The sequence below is a fragment of the Streptomyces sp. HSS9-12 genome (assembly GCF_054963655.1).
Window position 1 is genome coordinate 19,166 of the sequence record NZ_JBUEGC010000019.1, and the last position, 14,784, is coordinate 33,949.

The 14,784-nt window shown below is 69.0% G+C and carries 14 protein-coding genes; 3 read left to right on the forward strand and 11 right to left on the reverse strand.

The window, feature by feature from the left end; genetic code table 11:
* Positions 1-8: 8 nt before the first annotated feature.
* Positions 9-1,601: an MDR family MFS transporter gene (locus ACY34J_RS12545; RefSeq protein WP_462726498.1), complete on the reverse strand. Its 1,593-nt coding sequence runs from the start codon at positions 1,599-1,601 to the stop codon at positions 9-11.
* A 161-nt stretch (positions 1,602-1,762) separates the two neighbouring features.
* Here ACY34J_RS12545 and ACY34J_RS12550 point away from each other — a divergent pair, with 161 nt between their 5' ends.
* Complete coding sequence (locus ACY34J_RS12550; RefSeq protein ID WP_462726499.1) at positions 1,763-2,344, forward strand: TetR/AcrR family transcriptional regulator; 582 nt, start codon at positions 1,763-1,765, stop codon at positions 2,342-2,344.
* A 52-nt stretch (positions 2,345-2,396) separates the two neighbouring features.
* Here the strand turns inward: ACY34J_RS12550 and ACY34J_RS12555 are convergent, their stop codons facing one another.
* Entirely contained in the window at positions 2,397-3,002 is a 606-nt protein-coding gene (locus ACY34J_RS12555; protein ID WP_462726500.1) for a M23 family metallopeptidase, read from the reverse strand.
* A 792-nt stretch (positions 3,003-3,794) separates the two neighbouring features.
* Between ACY34J_RS12555 and ACY34J_RS12560 the strand changes: the two genes are divergently transcribed.
* Positions 3,795-4,775 carry a zinc metalloprotease gene (locus ACY34J_RS12560; RefSeq protein WP_462726501.1) on the forward strand — a complete coding sequence of 327 codons (981 nt, stop codon included), beginning with the start codon at positions 3,795-3,797 and terminating at the stop codon, positions 4,773-4,775.
* Positions 4,776-4,875: 100 nt separating this feature from the next.
* Here ACY34J_RS12560 and ACY34J_RS12565 read toward each other — a convergent pair whose 3' ends face one another.
* Positions 4,876-7,401: an ATP-dependent Clp protease ATP-binding subunit gene (locus tag ACY34J_RS12565; protein WP_462726502.1), complete on the reverse strand. Its 2,526-nt coding sequence runs from the start codon at positions 7,399-7,401 to the stop codon at positions 4,876-4,878.
* Positions 7,402-7,831: 430 nt separating this feature from the next.
* Between ACY34J_RS12565 and ACY34J_RS12570 the strand changes: the two genes are divergently transcribed.
* Positions 7,832-8,503: an SCO3374 family protein gene (locus ACY34J_RS12570; RefSeq protein WP_462726503.1), complete on the forward strand. Its 672-nt coding sequence runs from the start codon at positions 7,832-7,834 to the stop codon at positions 8,501-8,503.
* Here the strand turns inward: ACY34J_RS12570 and ACY34J_RS12575 are convergent.
* The 8 genes from ACY34J_RS12575 to ACY34J_RS12610 all read right to left on the reverse strand — a co-directional run bounded on the left by ACY34J_RS12575 (position 8,482) and on the right by ACY34J_RS12610 (position 14,764).
* The gene (locus ACY34J_RS12575; protein ID WP_462726565.1) at positions 8,482-8,817 is read right to left on the reverse strand and encodes a histone-like nucleoid-structuring protein Lsr2; all 336 of its coding nucleotides are present in this window, start codon (positions 8,815-8,817) and stop codon (positions 8,482-8,484) included. The two genes, ACY34J_RS12570 and ACY34J_RS12575, sit on opposite strands and share 22 nt — an antisense overlap.
* Positions 8,818-8,975: 158 nt before the next feature.
* Positions 8,976-9,494, reverse strand: coding sequence for an amino-acid N-acetyltransferase (locus ACY34J_RS12580; RefSeq protein ID WP_462726504.1), 519 nt, complete (start codon positions 9,492-9,494; stop codon positions 8,976-8,978).
* 9 nt (positions 9,495-9,503) lie between these two features.
* The gene (locus tag ACY34J_RS12585; protein ID WP_462726505.1) at positions 9,504-9,899 is read right to left on the reverse strand and encodes a BlaI/MecI/CopY family transcriptional regulator; all 396 of its coding nucleotides are present in this window, start codon (positions 9,897-9,899) and stop codon (positions 9,504-9,506) included.
* Positions 9,900-10,034: 135 nt separating this feature from the next.
* Positions 10,035-10,232 (reverse strand): hypothetical protein, encoded by a 198-nt coding sequence (locus ACY34J_RS12590; RefSeq protein ID WP_462726506.1) that lies wholly within the window; start codon positions 10,230-10,232, stop codon positions 10,035-10,037.
* Between the two features lie 20 nt (positions 10,233-10,252).
* Positions 10,253-10,978: a hypothetical protein gene (locus ACY34J_RS12595; RefSeq protein WP_462761957.1), complete on the reverse strand. Its 726-nt coding sequence runs from the start codon at positions 10,976-10,978 to the stop codon at positions 10,253-10,255.
* A gap of 107 nt (positions 10,979-11,085) precedes the next feature.
* On the reverse strand, positions 11,086-11,883 hold the full coding sequence (locus tag ACY34J_RS12600; RefSeq protein WP_462726508.1) for a type III pantothenate kinase: 798 nt from the start codon (positions 11,881-11,883) through the stop codon (positions 11,086-11,088).
* Positions 11,883-12,941, reverse strand: a complete 1,059-nt coding sequence (gene nadC / locus ACY34J_RS12605; protein WP_462726509.1) for a carboxylating nicotinate-nucleotide diphosphorylase — start codon at positions 12,939-12,941, stop codon at positions 11,883-11,885. Before nadC ends, ACY34J_RS12600 begins: the two co-directional genes overlap by 1 nt.
* Positions 12,938-14,764: an L-aspartate oxidase gene (locus ACY34J_RS12610; RefSeq protein WP_462726510.1), complete on the reverse strand. Its 1,827-nt coding sequence runs from the start codon at positions 14,762-14,764 to the stop codon at positions 12,938-12,940. The genes nadC and ACY34J_RS12610 overlap by 4 nt, the downstream gene beginning before the upstream one ends.
* Positions 14,765-14,784 lie beyond the last annotated feature (20 nt).

Here is a 14,784-nt window from a genome sequence, read left to right on the forward strand (position 1 = left end):
TGGAAGGGTCAGACGGACTCCGCCACCGCGACCTTGCCCTCCGAGGTCCCCCCGCTCTCCGAGTCGCCGCCCGGCTTGCCGCCCCCCGCTCCGCGCAGCGGCACCTCCTTGATGAACCAGGCGGCGACGAAGCCGATGACGCTGATGGCCGCACCCCACAGGAAGACGTGGTGGGTGCCGTTCGCGACCGCGTGAAAATACGCGTCCTTGATGGCCGTCGGCAGGTGGGCGAGGCTCTTCGGGTCCATCTGAGCGCCGCTGCTGATGGCATCCGCTCCCTGCGCGCCGACCCGCGCGCTCATGGTGTTCTGCACCTGGTGGTTGAAGATCGCGCCGAAGATCGCGACACCGAAGGAACCGCCGATGGTCCGGAAGAGCGTGGCGGACGAGCTGGCGACGCCCATGTCCTTGAGCTCGACGCTGTTCTGCGCGATGAGCAGGGTGATCTGCATCAGGAAGCCCATGCCCGCACCGGTCACCGCCATGTAGGCGCCGGAGGTGAAGCGCGAGGTGCCGATGTCCATCTGCGCCAGCAGGAAGAGACCCAGGGTGATCAGCGCGCCGCCGACGATCGGGAAGAGCTTGTACTTGCCGGTCTGGGTGGTGACCCGCCCGGCGATCAGCGAGACGACCATGACCGCGAGCATCATCGGCAGCAGCAGAAGTCCGGAGTTGGTCGCGGAGGCGCCCTGCACGGTCTGCTGGAACAGCGGCAGGAAGGTGATCGAGCCGAACATCACGAAGCCGACGAGGAAGCCGATCAGGGTGATCAGCGAGAAGTTGCCGTTGCGGAAGATGTGCGGCGGCAGCACGGGCTCCGCGGCCCGCCGCTCGACGAACAGGAAGGCGATGACGGCGGCGATCGAGAGGACGGTCAGACCGATGATCTGGCGCGAGCCCCAGGCGTACTCCGTACCGCCCCAGGTGGTCACCAGCACCAGAGCGGTGATGCCGATGGTCAGCAGCACCGCACCGAGGTAGTCGATACGGGCCTGCGCGCGCTTCTTCGGCAGGTGCAGGACGGCCGTGACCATGGCGAGCGCGACCGCGCCGAGCGGCAGGTTGATGTAGAAGCTCCAGCGCCAGCCCAGGTGGTCGGTGATGGTGCCGCCGGCGAGCGGTCCGCCGACCATGGCGATGGCCATCACGCCGGCCATCATGCCCTGGTACTTGCCGCGTTCGCGGGGCGGAATCAGCTCACCCATGATCGCGAAAGCGCCGACCATCAGGCCGCCCGCGCCCAGGCCCTGGACCGCCCGGAAGGCGATCAGCTGCCCCATGCTCTGGGACATCCCCGACAGCGCCGAGCCGATCAGGAAGATCACGATCGAGCTCAGAAAGATGCCCTTGCGGCCGTACATGTCGCCGAGCTTTCCCCAGATGGGGGTGGAGGCGGCGGTCGCGAGCGTATAGGCGGTGACCACCCAGGCGAGATGGCTCAGGCCGCCGAGTTCGCCGACGATCGTCGGCATCGCCGTGCCGATGATCATGTTGTCGAGCATGGCGAGCAGCATCGCGATCATCAGCGCGAGCAGGACCACTCGCATGCTGCGCGGCTGTGCCGGCGGCGCTGGTTGGTTGCCTTCGACGGCCTGGGACATGACCTCTGACTCCCCGTGGTGGTGAAGGAAAGCGAGGGGCGGCAAACTTACTTGCCGCCCGGTTAGCTGAGTACACTGAGGAAATTAGAGGTTTACTAGCCGGGCGTCAAGTAAGTTTCCGTGGTCCCCTGGACCTAGGACGAACGCAGGGGAGCAGCACCGTGGGCACAACACAGGGACGCCGGGGAGACACCCGCCAGCGCATCCAGGACGTCGCCCTCGCCCTCTTCGCCGAGCAGGGCTATGAGAAGACCTCGCTGCGGGAGATCGCCGAACGGCTCGAGGTCACGAAGGCCGCGCTGTACTACCACTTCAAGACCAAGGAAGACATCATCATCAGCTGCTTCGAGGACGGAGCCAAAGCTGTCGATGAGCTGATCGCCTGGGGTCGGCAGCAGCCGCAGACCCTGGAGACCAAGCAGGAACTCGTACGCCGCTACAGCGCGGCGCTCAACGATTCCGCCGCGCTCTTCCGCTTCCTCCAGGAGAACCAGGCGACGATCCGGGAACTGAGCATCGGCGAGACCTTCAAGAAGCGGATGTTCGCGCTGTTCGACCTGCTCAAGGAGCCGGATGCGGCGCTGACGGACCAGGTCCGCTGCATCAGCGCCCTGTTCGCCATCCACGCCGGGATGTTCGCGCTGCGGGACATCGAAGGCGACCCCGAGGACAAGCAGAAGGCTGTCCTCGAGGTCGCCCTGGATCTGGTGACCTCGGCTCACACGCAGCGGCGCGGCGAGTAGTCGCTCGCCGGACGGACGCCCGCAGGCCTCACGGCGGCGACATCGCGGGGTCTCACACAGAGACGCCGTGCGACCGCAGGAACTGCAGCGGCTCGACCGCGTAGCCGTACACCGGCGCGGTACGCGCCTCGAAGTGCAGGTGCGGACCGGTCGAGTTGCCGGTGCTGCCCGACTTGCCTATCACCTGGCCGGTGTTCACGACCTGGCCGACGCGCACATTGAGCTTCGACAGGTGGCCGTACTGCGTGTACGTACCCGGACCGTGCTTGATCACGATGTTGTTGCCGTACGCACCGCCCCAGCCGGCCGTGACCACGGTGCCGGAGTGAACAGCCTTGACGGGGGTGCCGGTCGGCACGACGAAGTCCTGACCGCTGTGCTTGTGCGACCACAGGTTGCCGGCGCGCCCGAACTTGGCGCCGAGGACGTACTTGTCGACCGGCTTCACCCAGGACGCCTGTGTCGCCTTCGCGGCCTTGGGGGCCGAGGCGGTCGCGGCCTTCGCGGACTCGGCGGCCTGAGGAGCGGAGGCCCCAGTGGCGGCGAACGCCGCCCCGGCCCCCAGCGCGAGCGAGACGCCCATGCCCGCGGCCATGACGGCGGCGCGGCGACGCAGGACGGACTTGCGCGGGATGCCGGCCTGGACGTGCGTCGTCATATGGGTTTCCTCCAATAAATGAACGAAATCGGGCACACAGCCCGGAACAGCTCATCCCTTGGTAACCCACACTTTTTGCCGCGCCAAACGGCCTTTCTACTAGGGCATGCCGTAGTAGCCGGACACCGGAACGCGTGAGCGATGCGGCGCCCTGCGGGGGCGTCGACCTCGGAAAACCGAAAGGGCAGGCGCCGCCACAACGCCCCTGCTCAGGCATGACGCGCTTTGCCTGACGAATTCCAAGGCCACAGTCCGTCCGGACAAAGGTCCGGGCGTCCCCGGGCCGAAAGTCCCGAAGCGGACAGGAGGCGTTTCTCCTACCCTGCTTCGTACGTGAGCCAGGTCATGTGCTGCATGTCACCTGCACATAAGATCCAAACTCGGGCCGACAAGGTCATACGGGCATTCCTTTCGGGGCCAACGGCCCGGGCTCCTCTACCGGGAGTGGCGAAGGGCCGGCCTGAGCGGCGATTTTTAGCCACACCCGGCCTGTCAACGCCACGTCACGCCGCCCTCTGTCGGCGCGGCCGGCGTCGAGCCCGTATGTGGACACATCGCCACCACCGCACATCTCTCTCGTTACCGGCAGATCTCAAAGTCCGGAACCGAGTGAAGCAATTCCGCCCGAAGTCCGAATTGTTCCGTCAATTGATTGGGCTTGTTCAATCCTCATTGAGATCTGGCATGTCCGCGTAATCTCCCCGCGGCGGCGAGGAAGTTCCTCCCCCACTGCGTCAGCGAGGAGTCCACATGCGCCAGATCGCCCGAATATCTCCGCGTCTTCGAACCCGCATGGCCGCTACCGCTCTGTTGGCCGGTTCTCTTGCCCTCACACCGCTGTCGTCGCCTGCCGGTGCCGCGGGCAGTGAGACCTCGGCCAAGGCGGCCGCCGCCGAGCGGTGCGTGGACGATTCCGCGCAGGGTGCCGCCGCCCGGATGGCCCGGCCGAGCGGGCACGCGGGCGAGGCGCACGAGCCGAACGCCGTCAGCCAGACGCAGGCGAAGGCCATGAATGACGCCTTGCAGCGCAGACTCGACCAGCTCCGGGCCGCCGGGGACAGGCGGGTGTCGCCCTCCGCGACCGTCGCCGCGACCACGATCCCGGTGTACTTCCACGTCATCCACGACGGCGCGACCGGCAAGCTCACCTCGACGGACGTATCGAAGCAGATGGCCGTCCTCAACGCGGCGTACGGCGGACAGGGCGCGGGCAACACCGCCACGCCGTACCAGTTCTCGCTCGCCGGCACGACGTACACCGACAACGCCTCCTGGTACAACAGCCTCACCCCCGGCTCGGCGGCGGAGAAGCAGATGAAGAGCACGCTCCGGCAGGGCGGGGCCAACGCGCTCAACCTCTACACCGCGAACCTGGGCCAGAGCCTGCTCGGCTGGGCCACCTTCCCGAGCTCGTACAAGTCGAACCCGAGCGACGACGGCGTCGTCATCCTCGACACCTCGTTGCCGGGCGGCTCGGCGGTGAACTACAACGAGGGCGACACCGCCACGCACGAGGTGGGCCACTGGATGGGGCTGTACCACACCTTCCAGGGCGGCTGTAACGGCCAGGGCGACTACGTCAGCGACACTCCGGCCGAGAAGAGCGCCGCGTTCCAGTGCCCCGAGGGCCGCGATACGTGCACCCGCCAGCCGGGCGCAGACCCGATCCACAACTTCATGGACTACACATACGACTCCTGCATGACCCAGTTCACCCCGGGCCAGGTGACCCGCATGAACGAGAACTGGACCGCCTACCGCGCCGCCGGCTGACCGGGACCCCGTAACCCTGAAAGGGGTCGGCCCCGGAACCGTACGTACGGTTCCGGGGCCGACCCCTTTCAGCGCCTGTGACGCTCAGCGCGGGGCGCGCCTACGCGTCCTTGCTCAGGTTCGGGCCCGAGCCGCCGGTGGCGGACTCGATCGGCGGGACGTCCGGCAGCGCCGACTTCTCCTCGCCGCGGAAGGTGAACTTCTGCTCCTCACCCTCGCCCTCGGTGTCGACGACCACGATGTGGCCGGGCCGCAGCTCGCCGAAGAGGATCTTCTCCGAGAGCACGTCCTCGACCTCCCGCTGGATGGTCCGGCGCAGCGGCCGGGCGCCCAGGATCGGGTCGTAGCCCTTCTTCGCGAGCAGCTTCTTGGCGTCCGTGCTCAGCTCGATGCCCATGTCACGGTCCTTGAGCCGCTCGTCCACCTTGGCCAGCATCAGGTCGACGATCTGAATGATGTCGTCCTGCGACAGCTGGTGGAAGACCACCGTGTCATCGACACGGTTGAGGAACTCCGGCCGGAAGTGCTGCTTCAGCTCGTCGTTGACCTTGGCCTTCATGCGCTCGTAGCCGGTCCGGAGGTCTCCCCCGGCCGCGAAGCCGAGGTTGAAGCCCTTGGAGATGTCCCGGGTTCCGAGGTTGGTGGTCATGATGATGACCGTGTTCTTGAAGTCCACGACCCGGCCCTGGGAGTCGGTCAGGCGACCGTCCTCCAGGATCTGCAGCAGCGAGTTGAAGATGTCCGGGTGGGCCTTCTCGACCTCGTCGAAGAGCACGACCGAGAACGGCTTACGGCGCACCTTCTCGGTGAGCTGGCCGCCCTCCTCGTAGCCCACGTAGCCGGGAGGCGAGCCGAAGAGCCGCGAGACGGTGTGCTTCTCGCTGAACTCCGACATGTCGAGCTGGATCAGCGCGTCCTCGTCGCCGAAGAGGAACTCCGCCAGCGTCTTGGACAGCTCGGTCTTACCGACACCGGACGGGCCGGCGAAGATGAACGAGCCACCCGGGCGCTTGGGGTCCTTCAGACCGGCGCGGGTACGGCGGATCGCCTGCGACAGGGCCTTGATGGCGTCCTTCTGGCCGATGACGCGCTTGTGGAGCTCGTCCTCCATGCGCAGCAGCCGCGAGGACTCCTCCTCGGTGAGCTTGAAGACCGGAATGCCGGTGGCCGTGGCCAGGACCTCGGCGATCAGCTCCTCGTCCACCTCGGCGACGACATCCATGTCGCCGGCCTTCCACTCCTTCTCCCGCTTGGTCTTCGCGGCGAGGAGCTGCTTCTCCTTGTCGCGCAGCGAGGCGGCCTTCTCGAAGTCCTGCGAGTCGATCGCGGACTCCTTCTCCCGGCGCACGTCGGCGATCTTCTCGTCGAACTCGCGCAGGTCCGGCGGAGCGGTCATCCGGCGGATCCGCATCCGGGAGCCGGCCTCGTCGATCAGGTCGATCGCCTTGTCCGGCAGGAAGCGGTCGGAGATGTAGCGGTCGGCCAGGGTGGCGGCCGCGACCAGCGCGGAGTCGGTGATCGAGACGCGGTGGTGCGCCTCGTACCGGTCGCGCAGGCCCTTGAGGATCTCGATGGTGTGCGGCAGCGACGGCTCGGCGACCTGGATGGGCTGGAAGCGGCGCTCCAGGGCCGCGTCCTTCTCCAGGTGCTTGCGGTACTCGTCGAGCGTCGTGGCACCGATGGTCTGCAGCTCACCGCGGGCCAGCATCGGCTTGAGGATGCTGGCGGCGTCGATCGCGCCCTCGGCGGCGCCCGCACCCACCAGGGTGTGGAGCTCGTCGATGAACAGGATGATGTCGCCGCGGGTGCGGATCTCCTTGAGCACCTTCTTCAGGCGCTCCTCGAAGTCACCGCGGTAGCGAGAGCCGGCGACCAGGGCGCCCAGGTCGAGGGTGTAGAGGTGCTTGTCCTTCAGGGTCTCGGGCACCTCGCCCTTGACGATGGCCTGGGCCAGGCCCTCGACGACCGCCGTCTTGCCGACGCCGGGCTCGCCGATGAGGACCGGGTTGTTCTTGGTCCGGCGCGACAGCACCTGCATGACCCGCTCGATCTCCTTCTCGCGCCCGATGACCGGGTCGAGCTTGGATTCGCGGGCGGCCTGGGTGAGGTTGCGGCCGAACTGGTCCAGGACAAGCGAGGTCGACGGCGTGCCCTCGGCGGGCCCGCCGGCCGTGGCGGCCTCCTTGCCCTGGTAGCCGGAGAGCAGCTGGATGACCTGCTGCCGCACCCGGTTCAGGTCGGCGCCCAGCTTCACCAGGACCTGGGCGGCGACGCCCTCGCCCTCGCGGATCAGGCCGAGCAGGATGTGCTCCGTACCGATGTAGTTGTGGCCGAGCTGAAGGGCCTCGCGGAGCGACAGCTCCAGGACCTTCTTGGCACGAGGGGTGAAGGGAATGTGCCCGGACGGGGCCTGCTGGCCCTGTCCGATGATCTCCTCCACCTGCTGGCGGACCGCCTCGAGCGAAATCCCGAGGCTCTCCAGGGCCTTAGCGGCGACACCCTCACCCTCGTGGATCAGGCCCAGGAGGATGTGCTCGGTGCCGATGTAGTTGTGGTTGAGCATCCGGGCTTCTTCCTGAGCCAGGACGACAACCCGCCGCGCACGGTCGGTGAACCTCTCGAACATCGTTAATCGCTCCTCAGAGCGGTCAGAAAGATCGGGGACGATCCCCTCCCTGTCCTTCCGCATGCTAGTCCCGCTACCGGGGACAGCTCATTCCAACTGCCGACACCGTTCTTGGCCTCCTGCCCCGAACAGCCGACAACAGCTCCAACCCGATGGTGCGAGACGATGTTCCCGCAGGCCAGGCGGATATCCTCGATACCACTACGCCGATGGCGAACGCCATCGCGACCTGACCCGCGCGTCGCCCCTCCCACTAGGTATTACGTACCCGCAGGTACTGACACTCCATGCGGCGCCGGCCGGTTCCCTCCGCTACGGGCGAACAACCTTGCGCTCCCGCATTGCTTCCGTGCGCCCCCGCCGCTATCACTGTAAGTACCCGGTGCTCAACTGTGCGTAACTCAGCCGAGGTCCGGCAGTTGCAACGGACATGACGGCTTCGGTACTCCCGCGCCCCGGCTCGCCGATCGAGGACAGCGGCGTACGCCAGTGGTACGAGCGCGAGCTCGGTTGGGCGACGGCACCAGGCGCACCCGGGGACCCTGTGGAGTTGCAGTTGCTCACCGGGCTGCGGTTCGACGTCCTGGAGCTGCCGGCACAGGCCGGCGGCGCCGTGCTGCGGCGCTTTCCCCGGACGGGTCCGGTGGCGGTGGGCAGCGGGCGGATGTGGCTGCTGGTGGCCGCGGGGGCAGCGGACGAGCTGCCCGGACTGCTCGACTGGCTGGAGTGGGGCGGTGTCGCCCTCGACCTGACCGCGCTCGGTCCTGGAGGCCGGATGCGCGCGCCCTGGCCGTGGCCGCCGGACTCGGCGTACGGCTCCTCGGCGTCAGCGCACGGGCGCTACGGACCGTTCGAGCAGCGGCTTGCGAGCCCACGGGAGGCCGCTGACGGCCGGACGCAGCCGGTATGGCTACGGCCTCCCGAGCCGGGGTGCGAAGTGGAGCCGACACTTCCCGCGACGACCGTGCGGGGCGGCTACCGCGGCGGGGGCGACAGTGACTGCGCCCCCGATCTCGTACGGCTCGTGGGCGCGGTGGCGACGGAGTGCCACCGGACCCGCTTGCTGCGTGCGACGTCCGCTCAGGCGTTGGCCTTCTCGTAGGCCTCGCGCACGGTGGCGGGAACACGGCCGCGGTCATTGACCTCGTAGCCGTTCTCCTTCGCCCACGCGCGGATCTTCGCGGTGTCCTGGCTGCCGCCTGCCGCGGCACGCGCCTTGCCGCGGCTGGCCGCGGCCCGGCCGCCGGTGCGGCGACCACTCTTGGTGTACGGCTCAAGCAGGCTGCGGAGCTTGTCAGCGTTGGCGGTGGTGAGGTCGATCTCGTAGGTCTTGCCGTCCAGCGCGAACGTCACGGTCTCGTCCGCCTCGCCACCGTCGAGGTCATCGACAAGAAGGACCTGAACCTTCTGTGCCACCGGAATCCCTTTCTTCGAAAAATTCAGTACGACGGAAAGGAAACCGCCTTTCTCCGAAAAACACAAACCCTCGGTCGGGTTCAGCTGCACTTGACTACGGGAAAGGTACGCGTTTCGGACATAGGGATCTCTCGTTGGCTCTCCGGTTCGCACTCCGCTCACAGGTGCAGAAGCATCCGGCTGTTCCCCAAGGTGTTCGGCTTCACTCGTTCGAGACCAAGGAACTCGGCGACACCCTCGTCATAGGAACGGAGCAGCTCGCTGTACACATCACCGTCCACCGGCGTCTCGCCGATCTCCACGAAGCCGTGCTTGGCGAAGAAGTCGACTTCGAAGGTCAGGCAGAAAATACGCCGGACTCCGAGCCAGCGTGCGGTCTCCAGCAGCTTGGTCAGCACCCGGTGGCCGACTCCGGTGCCCTTCAGCATTGGGTCCACGGCGAGAGTGCGTACCTCCGCAAGGTCTTCCCACATGACATGCAGCGCTCCGCAGCCGACGACACGGGCGTCCTCGTCGCGCTCCGCGACCCAGAACTCCTGGATGTCCTCGTAAAGCGTGACAGGCGCTTTGTCGAGCAGGATCCCGTCCGTTGCATATGCGTCGATGAGTCGGCGCACCGCGGGCACATCACTGGTCCGGGCCCGCCGGACGGTGACTTCTTTTGATACGGATGGCATGTGCGGACGCTATCGCCCTGCACTCCCGGTGCCCTCATCGGGATCGTCGAGTTGTACGACGCGCAAGGCGTCGCGCAGAGCTTCCCGCTGTTCCGGGGACATCATGCCGAAGAAGGCGACAAGAGCGGCGGCGGGGTTGTCGCTGGTGGACCATGCGTCGTTCATGAGTGCGGCGGAGTACACGGCACGGGTGGAGACGGCCTCATATCGATAGGCGCGGCCTTCGGCTTCCCTGCGCACCCAGCCCTTCTGATGCAAGTTGTCCAATACGGTCATGACCGTCGTGTAGGCGATGGAGCGTTCCAACTGAAGGTCTTCGAGCACTTCTCGAACCGTGACCGGGCGGTTCCACTGCCATACCCGCGTCATCACGGCGTCTTCGAGCTCACCCAATCGTCTGACCACGCCCAAATATTAGTGCCAGATGTCCTGAATGCCCGTTGATTTCTCTGTCGAAAAAAGGCGTACGACCGGGACGAGTGGTCCCGGTCGTACGCCTTCTCGATACTCGGACGCGCGGTGCGGCCTCAGGCCGCGGACTCAGGCTCGGGCGTCGCCGCTTCCCGGGGTCTCGCCCACGGCCTGGCGCGCCGTCTCGGCGGTGGAAAGCGCCGCGTCGACCGCGGCGTCCTCCTTGGCCTTGTTGGCACCGCCCTGGCTCTTCACCATCGTCACGACGAGTGCGGTGAAGGCGATGGCCATCACCACGGGAGGCAGCAGTGCGGAGACGTAGTCCATGCCGTCCAGAGTATCCGCAGCTATCCCGCGACCCGCTCCTCGGGCCGGGTCGGCCGGCCGGGCGTCCGGCGGCGCGGCGGGAAGACCTCGGCCGGGGTGGGCACGGGACGGCCGCGCCGCTCGGACGGGGGCCGCTGCGGCTCGCGCGACGGAGCGGGAGCCGGCCCCGGCTTCCGCTGCGGCTCCGGCTTCTTCGCCGGCTCCTCGGCGGCTTCGGAGTCGGCCTCGTCAGCGTCATCAGCGGCCCCACGGCCGCCGGGCAGGGCGATCAGGCGCGCCGGGGCAGCGCCGGCCTTAGCCGCCGCCCCCGCGCGCTTCGCGAGCCGCTGCCGCAGGGACTGCTCGGCGAGCGCCTCGCAGCGGTGCAGCAGGGCGCCGCGGCGGCCGGCCTCGGCTGAGCCGGCCGGGCCCGCGCAGAGCGCACGGAGGGCGGCGAGGTCGTCGGCCCCGGGGACACAGCCGGCTGAGAGCACCTCCTCAAGCCGCTCCAGATAGCCGACGGCGGCGCCGGGGAGGGCGGCGCGGTAGCGGGCGAGGTCGGCGAGGAGAAAGGCGCGCAGCCTGCCCCCTTCGCGGATCACTTCGTCGACCGCGTCCGCGAGGCGGAGCAGCTCTTGGAGCTCCTCCGTCCGGTCGGGGGCAGGCACATAGGCGGGCTGAAGGGCGATGGCAAGGGCGCGGCGCAGGACGCGCAGCTCATCGGCGCTGAACGCCATGGCGCCGCGGGAACCGTATGGCGTGGGCATGGCCCGACTTTAAGTGCTAAGCGGACAATTTTCGCTTTTCGCTACGCTCCGTGGGGGTGTCGTACGGCCGGACGGGCTCAGGTCCGGTTAGGCCCGGTCAGCTCCCATCAGGTCCGGGAGACGTTGCGCTCGTAGACGAGGCGGAGGCCGATCAGCGTGAGCCAGGGCTCGTGCTCGTCGATCACGGAGGACTCGCCGAGCACCATCGGCGCCAGACCGCCCGTGGCGATGACTGTGACGTCGTCCGGGTCGTCGGCCAGCTCGCGCGCCATCCGCTCCACCACGCCGTCGACCTGGCCCGCGAAGCCGTAGAGGATGCCGGACTGCATGGCCTCGACGGTGTTCTTGCCGATGACGCTGCGCGGACGGGCCACCTCGATCTTGCGCAGCTGCGCGCCGCGTACGCCGAGGGCGTCGACGGAGATCTCGATGCCCGGGGCGATCACACCGCCCAGGTACTCGCCGCGCGCCGAGACGGCGTCGAAGGTCGTCGCCGTGCCGAAGTCGACGACGACGCACGGGCCCCCGTAGAGCTCGGCCGCCGCCAGGGCGTTGATGATCCGGTCGGCGCCGACCTCCTTGGGGTTGTCCGTCAGGATGGGGACCCCGGTCTTGATGCCCGGCTCGACGAGCACCGCGGGGACGTCGCCGAAGTAGCGACGGGTGACCTCGCGCAGCTCGTGCAGCACTGACGGCACGGTCGAGCAGATGGCGATGCCGTCGATGCCGTCGCCGAGCTCTTCGCCGAGGAGCGGGTGCATGCCCATGAGGCCCTGGAGGAGGACGGCGAGCTCGTCGGCGGTGCGGCGGGCGTCGGTGGAGATGCGCCAGTGCTCGACGATGTCCTCGCCGTCGAACAGGCCGAGGACGGTGTGCGTGTTGCCGACGTCGATGGTGAGCAGCATCAGCCCTGCGCCTCCCGAGGCTCCTCGCGCAGGTCCAGGCCGATGTCGAGGATCGGGGAGGAGTGGGTGAGCGCGCCCACGGCGAGGTAGTCGACGCCCGTCTCGGCGTACGCGCGCGCGTTGTCGAGAGTGAGGCGCCCGGAGGACTCCAGGCGCGCGCGGCCGCCCACCAGCCGCACCGCCTCGCGGGTCTGTTCGGGCGTGAAGTTGTCCAGCAGGATCAGGTCCGCGCCCTCGGCCAGCACCGGCTCGATCTGGTCCAGACGGTCGACCTCGACCTCTACGGGCAGGCCCGGGAACTCGGTCCGCACGGCCTTGAAGGCGGCCGCGACGCCGCCCGCCGCCACAACGTGGTTGTCCTTGATGAGGGCCGCGTCGGACAGCGACATGCGGTGGTTGACGCCACCGCCGCAGCGCACCGCGTACTTCTCCAGGGACCGCAGTCCGGGGGTGGTCTTGCGGGTGTCGCGCACCTTGGCGCCGGTGCCCTCCAGGACATCGGCCCACGCGCGCGTGGCCGTCGCGATCCCGGACAGCCGGCACAGCATGTTGAGGGCGCTGCGCTCGCCGGTGAGCAGGTCGCGGGTGCGGGTGCGCACGGACAGCAGCTTCTGGCCGGGCCCGACGCGGTCGCCGTCCTCGACGTGCCGCTCGACCTCGAACTCATCGGTGCAGACGACCGACAGGATCGCCTCGGCGATGCGCAGACCCGCGACGGTGCCGGCCTCGCGGGCGGTGAAGTCGCCGGTGGCGATGGCGTCCTCGGGGATGGTCGCGACGGTCGTCACGTCCACACCGTGGTCGAGGTCCTCCTCGATCGCCATATGGGCGATGTCCTCGACCTGGACGGGGTCCAGCCCCGCGTCGGCGAGCAGATCGGCGAGGTCCGGGTCCAGGCCGCACTCCATTGGGTCGAGGCCGAACGCCTCGTCGTCGTCATCGCCCCCGCAGCCGCAGGCGTCACCGCAGCCACCCGCGGCATCGAAACCGGCGGCCGGACCACCGATCTGCAGCAGGGGAAGGTCCACAGGCTGTGGACGGTCGTCGGAGGTGTTCACGAGCTCTCCTCGGGAGCGGGCGGGACGGTTGGGGTTCGGTGGCTCACGCGGCCTACGAGGCCTACGGAGCCGACGGGCGGGAAGGCAGCCGAGTCCGTGGGGCGGATCTCCAGCGAGCCGTCGGCGGCGAGGCGCGCTATGAGGTGCCGGCGCCAGTGCGCGTCGTCGCGGTCGGGGCAGTCCTCGCGCCAGTGACAGCCGCGGGTCTCCCGGCGCTCGCGGGCGACGGCGACCAGGACTCGGGAGACGAGCAGGAGGTTGGCCGCCTCCCAGGTCTCCACGCAGGGCTCGGCGGTCTTGCCCTCCCGCTCGAGGGCGGTGGCGGCGTCGGTGTGCAGCGTCTCCAGGGCACGAGCCGCGGCGTCGAGGCTCTCGGCGCTGCGCAGGACGCCGGCGCCGGCCGTCATGATCCGCTGGATCGCGGAGCGGGACTCCGGGGCCAGCAGCGGGCCGGTGCCGGCGCGCGCGGTGTAGTCGCGCGCCCTCTTGCGTGCGGAACGCGCCTCCGCGACATCCGCGGCGATGCTGTGGGCGATGTCCGCGGCGATGCGCTCGGCGAAGACCAGTCCCTCGAGGAGGGAGTTGGAGGCCAGCCGGTTCGCGCCGTGGACGCCGGTGCAGGCGACCTCCCCGCACGCGTACAGGCCGGGCACGGTCGTACGGCCGTACAGGTCGGTGCGTACGCCGCCGCTCGCGTAGTGCGCGGCCGGCGCGACGGGGATCGCCTCGGTCACCGGGTCGATGCCGTGCGCACGGCAGGCGGCCAGGATGGTGGGGAAGCGGTTCTCCCACATCTCGGCGCCAAAATGGCGGGCGTCGAGGTACATGTGCTCGGCACCCTGCTCCTGCATCCGGCGCATGATGCCCTTGGCGACGATGTCGCGCGGGGCCAGCTCGGCCAGCTCGTGCTGCCCGACCATGAAGCGGTGCCCGTCGGCGTCGACGAGGTACGCGCCCTCGCCGCGTACGGCCTCGGAGACCAGCGGCTGCTGGCCCTCGGCTCCCGCCCCCAGGTAGAGCACCGTGGGGTGGAACTGCACGAATTCGAGATCGCTGACCTCTGCCCCGGCGCGCAGCGCGAGCGCCACGCCGTCGCCGGTGGAGACGGCGGGGTTGGTCGTCGCGGAGAACACCTGGCCCATGCCGCCGGTCGCCAGCACCACGGCCGGGGCGTGCACGGCGCCCACGCCGTCGCGCTGCCCCTCGCCCATCACATGCAGGGTGACACCGGCCGCGTGGCCCTCGGTGTCGGTCAGCAGGTCGAGGACGAGGGCGTGCTCGACGGTCTCGATGCCAAGCTCTCGAACGGCCTCGACCAGCGCCCGCGAGATCTCAGCGCCGGTCGCGTCGCCGCCGGCGTGTGCAATGCGGCGGCGGTGGTGGCCGCCCTCGCGGGTCAGCAGGATCTCGCCGGTCTCTGAAGAGGTGTCGAACTGGGCGCCGGAGCCGATCAGGCGGAGCACGGCATCGGGGCCCTCGGTGACGAGGGTGCGTACGGCCTGCTCGTCGCAGAGGCCGGCGCCCGCGACCAGGGTGTCCTCGAGGTGCTGCCCGGGGGAGTCGCCCTCGCCGAGCGCGGCGGCGATACCGCCCTGCGCCCAGCGGGTGGAGCCGTCATCGAGCAGCGCCTTGGTGACGACGACGGTCTTCTGTCCAGCGGCGGCACAGCGCAGCGCGGCTGTGAGCCCGGCGACGCCGGAGCCCACGACGACCACATCGGCCTCGAGGACCCAGCCGGGCCGGGGGGCGCACAGCGCATGCGGATGCGCCGGTGCCTGCGGCGCGGCGCCCCTGGTCCCGGTGGCTATGTGGGGTGCGGTCATCGGTGGCTCCCGAGGGCCGG